The following is a 17,054-nucleotide window of genomic DNA, read 5'->3' on the forward strand; positions in this document are numbered from 1 at the left end:
ATGTATTATGAACGTCAACGCCTGCAACGAAAATGAACTGCGAAACTTCGCTCACGAGCATGTATTCTGGTGGGGCGACAGATGGCATCACGTGGATAGAAACGCGCTCCTTGTATTTATTTTAGCGAAAAAAACCACCGAAACAGAGGAGCTCGCGCGAGAAAGGTTCGGCTTTACGGATGAGGATTTCAAAGAAGCGCTGCGCCAAACACCACCAGGGCTTTTTCTTTTTCCATCTGACTGGGAAGAGACAAACCGCCGATTTGGCATAATACCACCTTTGCCTTTTCCTAAAATAAGCCCTGAAGAAGAACATAAGGAACTGGAAGAACTCAGGCGACAGGCAGTTTCTTTGTAGAGCAAAAATGAGCACGAGGCCCCGCGGCGTCTTTTGGACGGATGCGGGGCCTCGTCAGTTGTTTGGCAAGTTTTGCTTTGTCTTACGCGGGCGTTATGCCTTTTTCACGCACTTGAAATAGAAGGTGCCGAAGCAGACGGCGGCAAAGAGTATCCCCGCCGGGTAGCCGAACTTCGCGGCCGCTTCGATCATCGCGGCGCCTTTAAGCCCGGCTGTGCCTGACATCATGCTTGATATACACGGGCCGAAGCCTTCGGGGGCAACGAGTATATAGGTAGAGGAGACCGCCGACATGAAGGTAGCGGGGACCGCAGCCACCCAGAAGTTGGATTTTTTCTGCGCAAGCCAGACGGCGCACGCCCAAAGCGCCATCATGGCTAGAGTCTGATTCGACCATGAGAAATAGCGCCAGATTATTGAGAAATTCATCTGCGAAAGGAGCGCGCCGCAGAGCAGCAGGGGCACGGAAAGCATGAGCCTCTTGCCGTTCGGCTTCTGATCGATACCGAACCAATCGGCGATGGTAAGACGCGCGGAACGGAAAGCCGTATCGCCGGAGGTTATCGGGCAGGCGACGACGCCCAAAAGCGCAAGTCCGCCGCCAACGGAACCAAGAAGCGTCACGCATATATTATAGACGAGGTTGGAAAGCCCCGCCTGGCTCATCTCAGCCGCAAGGCCCTGAGTGCCGTTGTAGACGGATACGCCGGCCGCGGCCCAGACGAGGGCTATAACGCCCTCTGCCACCATAGCGCCGTAGAATATTTTTCTGCCGTCGCGCTCACTTCTCAGGCAGCGCGCCATCAAAGGAGACTGCGTAGCGTGGAAGCCGGAAATGGCGCCGCACGCGACCGTGATAAACATAAGCGGCCATATCGGCAGCCCCGTCGGCGATTGGTTATAGAAATTGTCCCAAATCTCAGGCATATCATAGCCTTCGAAAATTAGGCCGCCGCCTACGCCAAGGCACATGACGATGAGAGCTATGCCGAAGATCGGATAGAGCTTGCCGATTATTTTGTCGATTGGCAGAAGCGTCGCAAGGAAATAGTAGACCAGGATGACGGCGAGCCAGAAATTAGCGTTCAGCGCCTCGGGCGTCAGTATAGCAAGAAGCCCTGCCGGCCCTGTCGAGAAGGTGGTGCCGACAAGCACCAGCAGCACGACGGAGAAGACGCGCATCACCGTTTTCATTGTTGGGCCGAGGTAAATGCCGACTATCTCGGAAATGCTGGCGCCGTCGTGACGCTCTGAAAGCATTCCTGAAAGGTAATCGTGCACCGCGCCCGCAAAAATAGTTCCGAAGACTATCCAGAAATAGACCACAGGGCCCCACAGAGCGCCCGAAAGAGCGCCGAATATAGGACCAAGCCCCGCTATGTTCAGCACCTGGATAAGGAATATCCTCCACGTTTCAAGCGGCACATAGTCGACGCCGTCAGGATGTTGAACGGCGGGAGTCTTTCTGTCGTCGGGAGAAAAAAGCCTCTCGATATAAGCTCCGTAAATACAGTAGCCTCCGATAAGAAATGCCAGCGCGATCAAAAACGAAATCATTGCATTCCCTCCTTAGTTTTCTGTTCTTGCTCTGCAGAACAGTAGAAAATAATAATTCCAGTTATTTATCAATATAATAGTACGAAAAATGGTTTTCCGTCAACTGGTTTATAACAACTATCCCCGCGCAAATAATAAAAAACGCAAAGCCAGCGTTGCAGCCAGCTTTGCGTTTACCCATTAAAATCCAGTTACGCCACATAATGGACGGCGCAACTTTAATGAAGAATTACTCTGCGAATAAGTAAGATAGGATTGTTCCTTATCTTAATAAAGTTCGGTGGTATGGTAACTGCTGCCATTAGTGGCAAGGCATATTACTCTTGTTATGTCATTTATCCTCTAAGCAGGCTTCCATATATCCTAAACCGCAACAAAGATGCTTTTCAACTGCATTTCTTAGAGCTACACCGTCTTTATCTTTTATTGATTTAATAATTTCATTATGTTCATCGTAAAAATTATTCAGGAATTCTTCTGACGATATCCATATAAGTCTTGCGTACCTTAAGTTATTCCATGTCTGCTGCAGTATTTCAATCATGAGGTCATTATCATAGAAATTAAATATATACATATGAAACCGATCATTCGCTTCAAGCAATTTTTCTAAATCTGGTTTTCCATCACTGCCCGGTTTAAATAGCTCTTTCATTTGATTATTTAAAACTATCATCTGGGGAATATCTTTCGGCTTTATAAAGGGCATCGCGCGTTCCGCAAGCGTTATTTCGAGCAGCGATTTCAATTCCTGTAATTTCCGAAATTCCTGCTTAGATATTCGGGATATTTTCCACCCTGTGCGCGGAATGTAGTGTACAAGCCCCTCCTGCTGCAGTTTCGAAAGCGCTTCTCGAACTGGCGTCGTACTGACACCAAGGCTCTCCGAGTAGTGGTCAATGTTTATTTTCTCCCCTGGACGGATACGGCATGAAAGAATCTGTTCTTTTATGCTTTCATAGGCTAATTCGCTCAGAGTAGGGACTTTTATCAATGGCTGCATCATAGAATCCTCCAGATTTGGGCATAGAAACGCTCCAACTACCATTATAAAAATATTTCTCCATAAAGGCAAGGCCGTGCAAGCGGCTAAAACTACACGCGCTTACACGGCCACAGAGATAGGTACTAATATGGCAATGATTTTTTAAAATGGGCCTAACTTAATAAATGTTGCGATTAGGAGTCCTACGGCCCCGACGCCCATTAGCATAAGATATAGTGGGAAGACCCATTTGAAATATGTAGAAAATGAGACTTTAGCAACTCCAATATAAACTACAAGCGCTCCCATTGTCGGTATTATCATATTTGTCAAACCGTCTCCAAGTTGGAAAGCCATAACCGCGGTCTGCCGCGTAAGCCCAACAACATCCGCAAGAGGAGCCATTATTGGCATAGTCACTGCGGCCTGCCCAGAACCAGAGGGAATAAAGAAATTAATGATCGACTGAATGATCAGCATTCCAAGAGCAGAGAGTGACGACGGCACCTGCTTGAGGGGAATAGAAAGGCCATAAATGACTGTATCAAGTATATTTCCATTTGTAAGAACGACAGATACCGATCTGGCAAAACCTATGCATATTACCCCAACAAATATACCGGCGCAGGCCTTGCCCATAATTTCGCATATTTTTTCATTATTGAAACCTGCTACAACTCCTGCAATAATGCCAGAAATTAGCCACAAAGCTCCTATTTGTGCAAAATTCCACTGCCACAACATTGGCCCCACCATTTGGAGTCCGATTGTAACAAGCAGCATTACAGTCAATATCTTTTGACGTCCTGTCATCTTTTCTTTCTGAAGCGCTTCAATATCAATATCGGCAGCCGACGGGTTCACAAAACCGGTCACACTTGCGGAAGGGTTTGCCTTAACCTTGGCTGCATATCGCAGTACAAACCAAAAGGTAACCACCATCATAACGAGCCATACGACAACCCTGAAACCCATCGCAGAGTAAACGGGCAGACCGGCTATGCCCTGTGCCACGGCGACGGTATAAACATTAATAGGACCATACGCAAAAGCGGCAAATGTAGGAATCATAGCAATAGCAAGTCCCGTCATAACATCACACCCGCACGCAAGCGCTAATGCTATGGTCATCGGTACAAACGGAATGTGAAGCTCAAAAGCTCCCATGGCCCCGCGAATAGCAAAAAAGGCCATAAGAGCACCCATTATCATAAGGTAATTTCCGCGGCATACTTTCATTATCCAGCCAACCATTTTATGCAGAGTGCCGCTTTCCGTATATACGTCGGTAGCCGCAATCGTGAACCATATCATAGACATGATAGCCATAGAAGCGGTAAGTCCATCTATTATAGCTACAAACCAATTAAAGGGTGATACCGGAGTCTGTTTCACATAATGAAAAGTAGATGGGTCTATGACCTGCCGGCCGGCGACTTCAACTCGATCATAAACACCGGCGGGAACTATATAGGTCATAACTCCAGCAAGAATGAGGCAGAATAGAATGATGGTCCATACGTGCGGTACTTTGATTCCTTTGTTTGCGGTTTCTGATGAGAGCATTGATTTTTTCATTTTAAACTATCCCTCCAACCCAAAAGTTTTTTGCATAAATTAACGAGTTACCGATTCAGAAGATTTTTGTGGATTTTTCCTCCCTGGGCAATAAGAAGCAAATTATTTTGGTGATCCTTAAAAAGATTAATATTGTCAAGAGGATCGCCTTTGACGAGGAGAATATCGGCGAGTTTGCCAACTTCGAGCGTACCTGTTATATTGTCCACCTTCAAAATCTCCGCATTAGTTTTGGTAAAAGAAACTATCGCCCCCATTGCTCCCTGCGCTTTTGCCTGATAGGCTATTGCGCCCGAAGCATATTTCGTATTAGTTCCGGTTAAGTCGCTTCCACCCCCTATAGGTATACCGGCATCCATAGCATTGTGTATAGCCTCGTACCCGCGTTCGCAAACAGATACGAACTTATCGTATATAAATGGAGAAATCAGCTCTCTGCTTTTTTCTATTACTATTTCATAAGTTATCTGCGTTGGTACGATATAAGAGCCCTTTTGAGCCACAATAGCCGCTGTTTCTTTTGTCATAAGATTTGCATGTTCGATGGTACGTATGCCGGCATTGGCGCTGAGTAAAATGCTCCGGTTAGAATAACTGTGAGAAGCCACATAGCTGCCCACCGACTCGGCAACCTCTACAGCCGCCTTAAGTTCATCAAGGGTATATTGGGAAGTCTCTGGTCCTTGAGTAGGGCTGGCGCACCCGCCACCACACATGATTTTTATAAAATCAGCGCCGCGGCGAACATTCTCACGGCTCGCTTTCAAAACTTCCGGCACTCCATCTGCAATAGTTGCACGAAAGCCCATATACGGCTCTGTATAGACGCGTGTCTCCGAGGCTACACGGTCATCTCCGTGCCCACCAGTCTGTGCGATAACGCTCCCACAAACTTTAAGACGCGGCCCTGAAACATAACCCATTTCAACAGCCTGTTTAAATCCAAGATCCGCCCCCCCAGTGTCGCGCGCGTAAGTATATCCCTGGTCCAGCGCCTCCTTGAGATTTTTGAACATTCTGGCTGCCATCAGCCCTGGAGCATTGCGTCGAGAAAGGTTTATTACCTCTATTTCAACAAGGCCGAGATGCATGTGGGCATCTATCAAACCTGGCATTATAGTATTCCCGCGACAATCAAACACCTCCGAAGAAACTGGCGCATGTAGGTTTTTCCCAATATCTTTGATAGTATCATTCTCTACTAAAAGAGATATATTTTCTTCTGGTTCTCCACCATTGCCATCTATCAGATTTACATTATTAAAAAGTTTATAGTCCACCTTCATACCTCTCTTTATAATATGTCGTCCGTGTTCCAAACCTTAATAGCAATATATCATATACGATATATACTATATTATGCATTATATACCGCGCGCGTATGGTATGCAACCCTGGACCATAACAATAAATAGCCGCTGAAACGGCAATTCTAGTCGCTGGTCCAAGATTTTCAAACTCACGCTTAGTTCTGCAAATCTGTTGTTCTATGATTGAAGGCTCGTCCGCGCGGTAAATCCAACAAAATGTATTCAAAGAACGAAGCTGAACGGCCGCGCGCTACACGCTCCGTTCAGCTTCTCACAGCCCAGAAGGATAAAATCTCCTGCGGTCATTGGGCGTTCGCAGGAGCAATGCGGATAAAGTTACATTTTTACCGTGCCGGCTGTGCCACAAGCAACATAGCTAAACGACGATACAGGCCAGAGGAGATGGCACCACCTATAAACGTAACAACAGGTCTTGTTTACCAATGCAAATAATTGCTCAACTGCGCCCTAACGGGCAGTACGGGCAAAAAACATAACTCACTGACACTGCGGGAGGTTGCTATACATATCACTAGAAATATATAAAACTATGTGTGTTCATGTGGCACACCGATAAACTAGCGTTTACTTCCACGAGCGAAAAACAAGATGCCATTTCGCCGCTATATCCGACTCTCTGCGGCATACTCCACTCCATCTTTCATAACGAAGGAACAATCCCTCAACGCATCTGGATCTTCTAATAAATACCTTTTCCATCCGGCGCTGTCAGCCGATTTACCTGGTTCGCGTGTGCCAACAATGTCGTTGAAAGATTTATGTACTCATTATAAAGTTCTTTGTAGTCAAAAAACTGTGGATGTACATGTCCGTCTATCATACCTGTAGTTACCGTCATCGAGGAGAGGTCGATGAGTAATGTCCCCTCCGGTTCAGGAAGATTATGCCCAACCTCTCGTATAATATTACCCTCAATAAGTATTTCGGCATTTTCTTCTAATTTCGCCTTGATACCGTCATATAATTTCCCACTTTTGATTTTCTGAACATTTTTGTCTCCCCTATGCTTTAGTTAGCTTGAAGCCTGGTGTTGTAAGAAATGTAACTGTTATCAACACGGCAATGGAGATAGGAACAGCTACAAGAGCGCTGTCTAGTGTCGATATCCTGTTCTTGAGAAACAGTTCCCATATCAGTGTTGAGGCTCCGCCTGCTATAATGGATGAAAGGCCGGCAGCGCGCGTGACGCGCGGCCAGCAGAGCGCCGCGACAAGCGCGGGAGTGATAGCCGCCCCGTATATTGTGTAGGCATACATAATTATTCCGAGAATATCTCTAAATGTAGTGATCAATATATAAGAAAATATTCCGCAGACGACGATCAATATCCTGATAGTCCTCAGTTTCTTTTCCTCAGAGCATCCTTTCATAACATATGGTTCCAGAACGTCATGCGTAAGGTTGGTGCCTGCCGATAAAAGAAAAGAGTCGCCAGTCGTAATCATGAAGGAGACCGCAGCTGCAAGCACGCAGCCGCCCAGGAAGAAGGGCATCCTGTGCATAGCCACCGCAAGTAACGCTGTGTCAGGTTTTATATCTGGCAGGAACGGAATCGCGTTCATCGCAATGAACACCGTCATGCACGAAAGCATCGTACTGATGATGATGAACAGAAACGCAGACCTGGTTGCGGTTTTTTTATCTTTTGCGGCTGCAAACCGAATAAAAAGATTCTGGTCGCCCATTGCCAGGAAGAGCGTTGCCACACCGTAACCTATAGTATCTATGAATTTGTCTCCGCTCGAAAAACTCAGATGATTTGCAGGGATTTGGGCTATCAGCCCTTCAAAGCCGCCTGTCTGAGATAGCAACACAGGAACCGCGGCACCCATGGATACGAATATAAAGATAGCGCTTACCGCGTCGGTGTAGGCAACTGACGTTAGACCTCCAGTGACGGAGAGTAATATTATGACTATGGCGGCAAGCAGCGTTCCGCTCTCGACAGATAGCCCCGTTGTGAGGTTCAGTACGTATCCCGCGCCCTTAAATTGGTATGAACAGATGCCGATGTAGGCAAGCACTATAAAGATGGTCGCAAGCACCGCGGCCGCATCTCCATACTTTTCGCGGAAAAGTTCGGGGATAGTGATATTCTTGTTTTCTCTTATCCTGCCGGCAAGAAAAAGAACCAATATTATGGCGACAGGGGTGGCCAGTTCATAAATGAGGCCGGCCCACGGACCTCTAGAGTAGACGAGGTTCGCGGTCCCGGTTATGCCCCCTCCGCCGTACCATGTTGCGATCAAAGTTCCGACTACGACCCACAGCGGCAGTCTGCGCCCGCATGTTACAAATTCTTCATTATTCTTGACCTGGGTCTTTGCGATATACAGCCCATAACATAACACTACCACGATATAAGCCATAATAAACCAAAAATATGCTGTAAGTTCCATGTCCATCATCCTCCTTGATAGCGGGCTTTTTCCTGTGCTTTGTATTAGCTGACAATTCTTGTATCTAATTCGAGGATCAGCTCTTCGTCTGTTGGGATTAGGTTGTCAAAGACAAGTTCGTTGTTTATGAGCATAGACGGGAGATTCTTCACGCCAAGTCTGCTGACTCTTTTTATACCGGCGAGGCTTTTTATCAATGTTTCCCTATAGGTAAGTTTGCCTTTATAACGGTCTTTCACTCTAAAGAGCGATTCCATCATGTACTGACATGGGGCGCACCCTTCAGAATCAAGTGTGACCACTTCAACAAATAGTTTTCCGTCTTCGATTTCAACGTCCGCGAATCCCTCCGCCTCTGTATCACATGAGGCAAGCGCCTCTTCTAGCGATAAGAAACCGCTGTCTGACGCTGCCTCTTCGTGTAGTACGGCAAATCGGCCGACTGCCTCAAGGTTGCGTTCCGGTGTATCAAATGGAAGATCACATCCAGGTGAAAGGATAAAACCGCTGCGCCCGCCATCCTCTATGCACTTCCTGGCGTCGTCTACGCATTCTTTCGGGCTGCCGAAGAGCAGCGTCGTCGTAAGGTGCATGTTGCCCTCTATTGCAACATTGTATTTTGCCGAAAGCTCTCTCGCAGCAGCAATGCTCACCTGCTCGTCAAAGGCTATGCCGTCTGGAGCGCATTGCATCATCAGCTCTATATTTTTTGTTGCGTCTCCGCAGCAAAAGAGCGTCACAAATTTTCCACGGGACTTCGCCTCTCCTATCGCAGGAGCAACGGTATTGGTCACATATTTTTTAAAATGGCGCGGAGATATCTGGCTCGTCATCGGATCTACCAGCGCTATAACGTCCGCTCCCGCCTCCGCGTACCATGCGACCATTTTCTTCACAACATCCGCACAATATTCGAGGACCCGTTGTGCTCTCTCCGGAGCTTCTATCATGTCCGTAAGAAAGCTTGCACCAGAAAGATGCAGCGCCAGCGTGAAAGGACCGCAAATCAGGCCAAAGATGGCAGTATCTGCTCCCAACGTCTCTTTCAATACCGCAGTCGTCCGAAGCGCGTCCCTGATGCGCCCGAGTTCCTTTGTAAAAACAGGGAGCTCTTCTATATTTTTTGTTTCAAGCACATGCGAAGCCACCGCTGGAGGATTGTTTTTAGACCACTTCAAAGAACACCCCAGCGCTTCCGCCTCTATTTGCAAATCAAATACAGAGCAGACGCCGTCTGCAAGATATCTTTGCGCGGCAGCCGTCACACCGCGCACCATATTCTCGGGAGAGAGAAGGTATTCCGTTGCGTCCATCTCAAGCAGCTTCGCGCAGTGAACTCCGGTAAACGGCACCCACGGCGCACGCTCCACCTCTTCGCAGCGCAGTGATTTAAAGACGAGCTCTTTTCCATTCTGTTTTTTTGTTTTATCTGTCATGGCTATCACCATCACGCCATGTTCATCAGTTTTTTGGCGACAATTACAGCTTCGCTGGCATTTGCTGAATAATTTGCGCCAATTTGGTCGGCAAAAGGCTGAGAGGTAGGAGCTCCACCTATCATTATTGCCACATGAGCGCCTAGCCCCTCTTCGACAACACTGTCGATAACATCTTTCATGGTGGACATAGTGGTGGTGAGCATCGCAGAGATGGCAAGGATGTCAGGAGAGTATTCCCTGATTTTTTCTATGATCTCTTTCACCGGTTTATCTACCCCCATGTGAAGCACTTCAAATCCCGCGCCCTCAAGCATCATCCCTACAAGTTTGATGCCGATGTCATGAAGGTCTCCCTCTACTGTCACCGTGAGTATCTTTCCGGTTTTTCGCACACCGCCGGCGGCAAGGTCCTCTTTTATTATTTCAATGCCGGCCTGTAACGCTTTGGCCGAAACCAGCACCTCAGGAACAAACATCTCTCCGTCACGAAAAAGCGCTCCTACCTCATTCATACCCTTTATCAACCCGTCGTTAAGTATCGCCGAAGCATTTATTCCGCTCGCGCTGGCCGAGGCGACATTTTCTTTTGTTTTGGAAACATTGCCGTCAAGCACAGATTCTGCGATAGCCGCCAGTATTTCATTTACCATAATAGAGTACCCCCCTTATCCAATATTTCGGCGTTAGATTATCTCAAATTTTTCCTGCAACAGATGGTCCGCCGTATTCAGGCAATCCTCTGGGACACCGAAAGCAACGGCCGCAGAGCGTATTTCCGCGAGAGTTTGTTTCTCTATTTGAGGCAGGACGTATTTCTCAGCGTTTTTCTTGAGAAACTTTGTCACTTGCGCGTCAAATTCTTTTTCTTGATCCGTCGCGTAGCGCAATCCTATCTGGGGGATATAGAGCGATTTTTTGAAGTTGCCAAGAGTATGGTCACAGGTGAGATAGTTTCCTCCCTGTCCCGTCGCCATCGTGAGTTCAACCGCCAGTGTGTCGTCGGTGACTGTGATGTCTTTATCGAGATAGGACATCCTGCGGAAAAGTTCCACATCCACGGCAAATTTCTTTGGAGACATCGAGTTAAAACTATCCTGACAGCCGGCTGTGTGCAGAAGAAAATCCAGCCCCTCGTAAAAGCAGGTAGACATTGTCATCATTGATTCAAAAGCTGACTGCATACTGGGGTATGCCGCGTCAGTAATTGCTGCGGGCCCCCTGCTTGGAAGGTTGTAAAATTTAGCGAGCTTCGCGGCGTAGCGTATGCCTACGCACATCTCCGGCGCCCCAAAAATTGCGCGGCTCGTCTTCATGTCTGCACCACTCACTGGAATACCATATATGGCGGGGGCGCCTTCTTCTATCATCTGAGCGAGTGCGATCCCGGAAAGTATCTCCGCGTTTCCTACAGCAATTGCACCGGCAAGTGTTACAGGACCTGTCAGGCCAGTGATAACGCCCGATGTGAACGAGAATGGCTGGCGGTACTCGGCGAGTACGCGGATCACATCTACAGTTCTTGCGTCCATCTGCAGCGGAGAGAGGCTGTCCACAAGATAGACTGTTTTGGGGCTCTTTTTGAACTCCTCTTTGCCTCCAAAGAGTGCCGCGGCCATCTCCATCATCGTCCGCGTTTCTTTCTCTCCTCCAGCTGGGCAGAATAGCACCTTTTCCGATCCGCGCAGCAGTGTATACCACATCAACAGAGTGACGACAGAAGCCTCGTATTCATTTGGCTGGCAAAGGATGCCGCCATTGACATTAAAATCGTCAAGCGACTCTATCTGTTTAAAAAAATACACAAAATCTTTGAGCGTAGAATATCTGGTGCTGCCGTCGAAATCCTGTACATAGGGCGCTCCATAAGCGGGGATGGCGTAATGCGCGCCGCTTCCCATATCCACATTGTATTTCGGGTTGCGCGCCTCTATTGTAAATCTGGCAGGCGCTTTTTCCACGTATTTCATCAGTGTCTTTTCATCTATTTTGACGATATCACCATCAACGGCCGCGCCGTGTTTTCTAAATATGGCAAGCGCCTCAGGGCTCGGATAACGGATGCCTTCTTTCTCAAGCAACTGTATAGAGGCTTCGTGAATCTTCTGTAATTTTTCATCAAAAGTCATTTTGCTCACTCCTTCGATTGAGTATTAAATTTCGTCAGGATCGAAAATTAAGAATAAGAGGTCTAGAAGGGAATCATTGATGAGGTACGAACCAATGATCCCCTCTTTAGTTGAGGCAGCCCTTGGATTTGCGAGAGGTGGTTTAGGGCTTTAGGCAGCTTCAGCCGCCATTGCTTTTTCTTTTGCGGCTTTCTGTTCTTTGAGCAGGGCTCGTTTTTCGCGCGTCACATACTGCCATACGAGCGATGTTACAAGGCCGGTCACGCTAAGTCCAATAAGTATGCTAAAAAATATCTTATAACCAGCGGCTCCGGGGTTTGAATCAAGGCAGATACCGGCAATTATCGGCATGATCATTTCGGTGCTGTAGCCAAGAGGAGTGATGATAGCCGTCGCGGCTCCCGTTGTTGAGAGCGGGTAATCGCCTTCTTCCAAGATTGCGAAATGGAGAGACTGGATACCGTACATAGAAGCATATATTGCGGCGCAGAATACAAGGAGCAAGTAAATGACGGAGGGCTTGCCAGGCATCACTACAAGTGAGACCAGACCTATTGTCATTATAATAAAGAGCACCGTCAGCATCTTCGATGAGCCGACCTTGTCTGCTATCACACCGGTCGCAAAACATCCTACAGGGCGGCAATATTGAGAAAAATATCCCATCGCTGCGGCAAATACCGCCGAGGCTCCGAATACGAGCGTGGCATAAGGTGTAATATAAAAATAGCTGATGATGGTTGAGTACGAAGTGAAAATAATGATAGTGCAAAGCCATGTCGTAGGCATCTTCGCAACTTTCATGAAAGCTTTTTTGTCAAAAACTTTTTTCGAAAGCTCCACCTTTTCTCCCTCGCGCACCTCGGGATCTTTGTACATTTTATAGACAAGAAGCCCCAGCAACAGACAAATTGTGGAATAGACCGTTATGACGGCTGAGAGTGCTGTCTTGTCGCTGAATTTTCCGGCAAGATATCCGAAAAGAGAAAGAATCAGTGCTGACTGCACCATATTGACAACTCCACGGCCACCTTCGAAGAGGCCAAACGCCCTTCCCTGTTCGTCCGAATTGGCGAGAGAACGGATAGCCTTAACAAGCGCACTCCAAAAGGTTACGATGGAGGTAATACCAAGGGCGAGATGTATCCCAAGAACGACGGGGTAGGGCGGATATGTCAGCAGAACAAAGCCCAACAGCCCTGTCGTTACCAAAGAGATAGTCAGCAGATAACGCGTAGGCCACCGGTCGGCAAAGAACCCTCCGCACATATAGCCTATAATGGCTGTTCCGCCGAAGGCGCTTCCAAGAGCACCCATCTGGGTATTGGTGATGTTAAAAAGTTTTACAAAAGCATCATAGTAGTAATATCTGAAATACGGAAGCGCGTAAATCAACGCTCCAGAAACGATAAGTATCAGCAATGTGGGCATATTTCTTTTTAGGCTGCTGCCAGTTGCAGAAGTTGTGCCGACCATCAGTAACATCCTCCTTTTATTTTTTTGAGGATTCGGTTACACTATATTTCGGTGGTTTGAGCATTGTCCCAAAGGCGCATGTTGTAATTTTTTAAATAGAGAAAGTTCCCAGGCTCTCTCCCGTTACGACATGAGCCTCCACCTTTATAGTATCGCTCCTCATGATTTAATACTTTTTCTGCGCGACGCTTCTGTTTTTACATACATTTCAGAAGATGGTCGCATAAATTCTTTGATGTATGCGTTAGCACGCGGCATCCGTCCTTAGTAACCAGGATATCGTCTTCAACACGCACACCGCCTATACCTTCCAGATATATGCCAGGCTCTATGGTAAAAGTCATTCCCTCTTCCAGGATAAGATCATTGACTGGCGTTATATACGGTTCTTCGTGAACGCTGAGGCCCAAACCATGTCCCGTCCTATGCAGAAAATATTCTCCATAGCCTGCGTCGGTTATATATTTTCTTGCGGCTTCGTCTATCGTTTTCGCGGCGACGCCAGGCTGCACAGCAGCGATAGCCGCCAGATTCGCGTTTTTAGCGATGTTGTATATCTTTTCCAGTTCATGATTACCTATGTGTCCCAAGAAAAAGCATCTCGTGATATCGGACCAGTAGTGCTCATAATAGGCGCAGAAGTCGATAAGGATGATATCTCCTTCTTTAAAAGTATAATCTCCAGATACCCCGTGCGGATTAGCCGAATTCTCGGCTCCGAGTACCAGAATTATGAATTCGTCTGTGATGACGCCGGGGATCTTTGCCATATATGTATAGAGCATGAGATTAAGTTCCTTCTCGGTCATGCCTACCGTCACTTTATCAGAAATATATACCAGGGCGTCATCGACGATGTCTGCCGCACGCTGCATGATGCGGATCTCGTCTTCATCTTTATACATACGCAGCCTGGCGACCACATCGCCTATATCTGCGACGCCGTTACATACTTCCTTTAAAATTTCACCTAAAGCCATTGAGTAATATTTAGTCTCAACAGCTAGTTTCGTACATTCCCCAACAGCCCTTTTAATGCTCTCTTTCGGGCCGTCAGCGTCACTATAGACAATTTCCTGCACCCGGCCTTTCATACACCCCTTATCAACTCCCGGATTGACCATAATACGCTTTTCAGTCGTGGCATCCAGGACGAGGCCGTAGAACCTTTCGTAAGGCGTGACATGCACCCCTGTAAAATAGTTGATCGACATCGGATCTCCGAGCAGAGCCTTTTCAAAACCAGCTTTTTGAAGAGCTTCATACGCCTTTTTACAACGGTTTTCAAATACGTTCATCAAACACACTCCTTCTGTTCATGATAAATGAGAAATAGAAACGGACGTCATTAACTTTGACCATATCTCACCTTCTGTCTCATTAAAATTAAACTTCAGATGTTTCGGAGGTTTTATTTTCTACACTGAAATCATAGTAACGTACTATATACTTTTTCTGTTTTTTGAACGACCAGTGTTCATCTTTGATGCAAGAAAAAATGTGGTGGAGATTCTTCTCTTCAATGGCATCTATAAGCTTGTCATGCTGATCGCAACATACAAGCTCCCAGTCTATAGAATGCACTATATTTGTGGGGCAGTAAAACAAACGGGACCATGTATTTGACCACAAGGTCTGTATGTAACTATTTTCTGAGAGGCTCAGGTAAAGCAGATGAAATGTTTTGTTGAGCGCTCTGCCGTTGTCGAACTCCTTTGTATAAGCGCACTCTCTTATCTGTTCGTTGATCTCCCGCATTACTTTCTGGTGTTCCTTAGTCAGATTAAATACTGCAGTTTCCAGCGCGCGGCATTCAAGAGTGGCTATCATGTCATAATAATTTTCTATATCTTTCAGATAGAATTCCCGAAGGACTATCCCCTTGCGCGGCAGAATGTTTACCATTCCTTCACACTCCAACTGGAGCAGTGCATCCCGCAGCGGAGTAATACTGATTCCCAGTTCCGAGCTCAGCTCTCTCAGGTTCAGCGTATCGCCCGGACGAATCCGGTGAGAGCCTATCTCTTTTTTCAGATAGTCGCATACCTGTTCTCTGAGTGGTTTTGTATAGAACTTAGGCGCCATGATATTCACAAAATCACCTTCGCATTCTTCAGCGTTAGAGATATTTTTTCTTCAACATCTGATATCTGATATCTGATACAACAGATATCAGATGTTGAAGTTTTAAAAGATTCTATCATAATAATCCCCATATTGCAATGATTAAATATTTTTTTAAATAATTTGACATAACTTTAATCGATGGATAAAAATTGAGGGCTCAGCTTATCACGCTGAGCCCTCAATTTGTTACTTTTGATTTTCTTCTGTTATATTTTCTCGCCGCCACAAACATTCTTCCCGTCGGGGACACTCGTGACACATCGACCCCACATGGTTTGCTGAATAGTGCGGCCCTAGGCCTATCAACGATGAATTTGAGATATGCGGTATCAAAAAGGAAGCGTCGTTAATACTCAGACCTAGCTTTTCGCCGTATCCAAGCCTGTACAGATCGCGCTGTCCGCAAACCTCCCAGCCCGCGACAGAACCAGGCTGCATTGATGGCCCTACGCCCCAGCCCTTCTCGGAAGCCGCGTCTGCCACATAGTTTCTCATCGCCGTGGATACGTCGGATAGAGCCAACACACCAAAAAGATCAAGATAATACATCATAAGACAATCTCCAGATTCTCCATATTTATTCATCAGAGAGATAAGGGGAGTTCCCACGGTGCAGAGCGCTACAGCAATCTCTTTAGCGGGGAGCAGATAACCGGCGCGGGGGCCCACATGTAAAATTTCCGCGCTGCCTCCAGGAAGAGAGAGGGTTATATTTTCCGCGTCACTTTCATTTTCCAATTTTTGATATATTTCGACGACATACCGCATCTCCAAGCACTTTAATCCCTCTAAATACGCTCTGTCTGCCGCCTCTATCATTTCGGAAGACGGGGACTTTCTACGGCGACTTTTCTGAGACCTCGCAAACATTGCCTGGGGGGTAAAAGTGATTTCATCAAGTGTGAGTATTTTCATTGCTATAGGCTCCTTTTATTTTGCGTTCCATTAGCTTCTTCCTCTATATTTTCTCTGCGCCATAGGCATTCCCTATACCTTAGGCATTCAGAGCATAGCGAACCTACATGATTTGACAAGTAGTGAGGACCGAGCCCTACTATGAAGGAGTTTGAGATGTGGGGAATCAAAAAGGAGGCTGCGTTGATTGTCAATCCTATATTTTCGCCATGTCCAAGGCTATAAAGCTCACGCTGCCCTTCAACTCCCCATCCGGCAGCTGAACCTGGTTTCATAGACGGACCAACCCCCCATCCCTTTGAAGCAGCTATATCTTCCACATACTTTCTCATGGCGGCTGCAAGTTCATTCAAGGCAAGTATGCCGAAAAGGTCAATGTAATACATCATAAGACAATCATTCGCCTTGGCATATTTCTGCAAGAGCAAAACCAGCGGCGCACCTACAGTACATAGTACCACGGCAATCTCTTTAGCCGGAATCATATACCCTACGCTACGACCTAGATGCACTTGTTTTGTGAGCCGCTCAGAAATATACAGTTCAATATTTTCATTTGCGCTGCTGCACTCCACTGTTGGGTAGATCTCTATGGCCGACCGCATTGCAACACATTTTACGCCCTCTGCATACGCCCTTTCCGCAGCGTCTGTCATTTCCCGTGAGACGGATCTTTTTCGTTTATCTTCCGGATATCTTGAAAACATATCGGACGCGGTAAAATGTATCGTATCCAGCGTTATAGTCTCCACGACAGCATCCT

At 46.8% G+C, this 17,054-nt stretch carries 14 protein-coding genes; 1 reads left to right on the forward strand and 13 read right to left on the reverse strand.

The window, feature by feature from the left end; translation table 11 throughout:
* A partial coding sequence (locus RRY12_02280; GenBank protein ID MEG2183479.1) for a hypothetical protein occupies positions 1-358 on the forward strand: 358 nt, incomplete at its 5' end.
* 93 nt (positions 359-451) lie between these two features.
* Here the strand turns inward: RRY12_02280 and RRY12_02285 are convergent.
* From RRY12_02285 to RRY12_02345, 13 genes are all read right to left on the reverse strand, one after another.
* On the reverse strand, positions 452-1,915 hold the full coding sequence (locus RRY12_02285) for a carbon starvation protein A (protein ID MEG2183480.1): 1,464 nt from the start codon (positions 1,913-1,915) through the stop codon (positions 452-454).
* A 331-nt stretch (positions 1,916-2,246) separates the two neighbouring features.
* Positions 2,247-2,921 (reverse strand): GntR family transcriptional regulator, encoded by a 675-nt coding sequence (locus RRY12_02290; protein ID MEG2183481.1) that lies wholly within the window; start codon positions 2,919-2,921, stop codon positions 2,247-2,249.
* A gap of 141 nt (positions 2,922-3,062) precedes the next feature.
* Complete coding sequence (locus RRY12_02295) at positions 3,063-4,478, reverse strand: AbgT family transporter (GenBank protein MEG2183482.1); 1,416 nt, start codon at positions 4,476-4,478, stop codon at positions 3,063-3,065.
* 47 nt (positions 4,479-4,525) lie between these two features.
* Positions 4,526-5,758 carry an amidohydrolase family protein gene (locus RRY12_02300; GenBank protein ID MEG2183483.1) on the reverse strand — a complete coding sequence of 411 codons (1,233 nt, stop codon included), beginning with the start codon at positions 5,756-5,758 and terminating at the stop codon, positions 4,526-4,528.
* Positions 5,759-6,810: 1,052 nt separating this feature from the next.
* Positions 6,811-8,208 carry a sodium:solute symporter family protein gene (locus RRY12_02305; GenBank protein MEG2183484.1) on the reverse strand — a complete coding sequence of 466 codons (1,398 nt, stop codon included), beginning with the start codon at positions 8,206-8,208 and terminating at the stop codon, positions 6,811-6,813.
* A 44-nt stretch (positions 8,209-8,252) separates the two neighbouring features.
* The gene (locus tag RRY12_02310; GenBank protein MEG2183485.1) at positions 8,253-9,644 is read right to left on the reverse strand and encodes a uroporphyrinogen decarboxylase family protein; all 1,392 of its coding nucleotides are present in this window, start codon (positions 9,642-9,644) and stop codon (positions 8,253-8,255) included.
* Between the two features lie 11 nt (positions 9,645-9,655).
* Positions 9,656-10,297 carry a cobalamin-dependent protein gene (locus RRY12_02315; GenBank protein ID MEG2183486.1) on the reverse strand — a complete coding sequence of 214 codons (642 nt, stop codon included), beginning with the start codon at positions 10,295-10,297 and terminating at the stop codon, positions 9,656-9,658.
* 33 nt (positions 10,298-10,330) lie between these two features.
* On the reverse strand, positions 10,331-11,773 hold the full coding sequence (locus tag RRY12_02320; protein MEG2183487.1) for a trimethylamine methyltransferase family protein: 1,443 nt from the start codon (positions 11,771-11,773) through the stop codon (positions 10,331-10,333).
* Between the two features lie 150 nt (positions 11,774-11,923).
* Positions 11,924-13,249: an MFS transporter gene (locus tag RRY12_02325; protein MEG2183488.1), complete on the reverse strand. Its 1,326-nt coding sequence runs from the start codon at positions 13,247-13,249 to the stop codon at positions 11,924-11,926.
* Between the two features lie 197 nt (positions 13,250-13,446).
* Complete coding sequence (locus tag RRY12_02330) at positions 13,447-14,547, reverse strand: Xaa-Pro peptidase family protein (GenBank protein ID MEG2183489.1); 1,101 nt, start codon at positions 14,545-14,547, stop codon at positions 13,447-13,449.
* Positions 14,548-14,635: 88 nt separating this feature from the next.
* Positions 14,636-15,334 (reverse strand): GntR family transcriptional regulator, encoded by a 699-nt coding sequence (locus tag RRY12_02335; GenBank protein ID MEG2183490.1) that lies wholly within the window; start codon positions 15,332-15,334, stop codon positions 14,636-14,638.
* Between the two features lie 228 nt (positions 15,335-15,562).
* The gene (locus tag RRY12_02340) at positions 15,563-16,291 is read right to left on the reverse strand and encodes a hypothetical protein (protein MEG2183491.1); all 729 of its coding nucleotides are present in this window, start codon (positions 16,289-16,291) and stop codon (positions 15,563-15,565) included.
* A gap of 2 nt (positions 16,292-16,293) precedes the next feature.
* Positions 16,294-17,043, reverse strand: a complete 750-nt coding sequence (locus RRY12_02345) for a hypothetical protein (GenBank protein ID MEG2183492.1) — start codon at positions 17,041-17,043, stop codon at positions 16,294-16,296.
* Positions 17,044-17,054: the final 11 nt, after the last annotated feature.

The sequence above is a fragment of the Cloacibacillus sp. genome (genome assembly GCA_036655895.1).
Lineage (GTDB): Bacteria > Synergistota > Synergistia > Synergistales > Synergistaceae > JAVVPF01.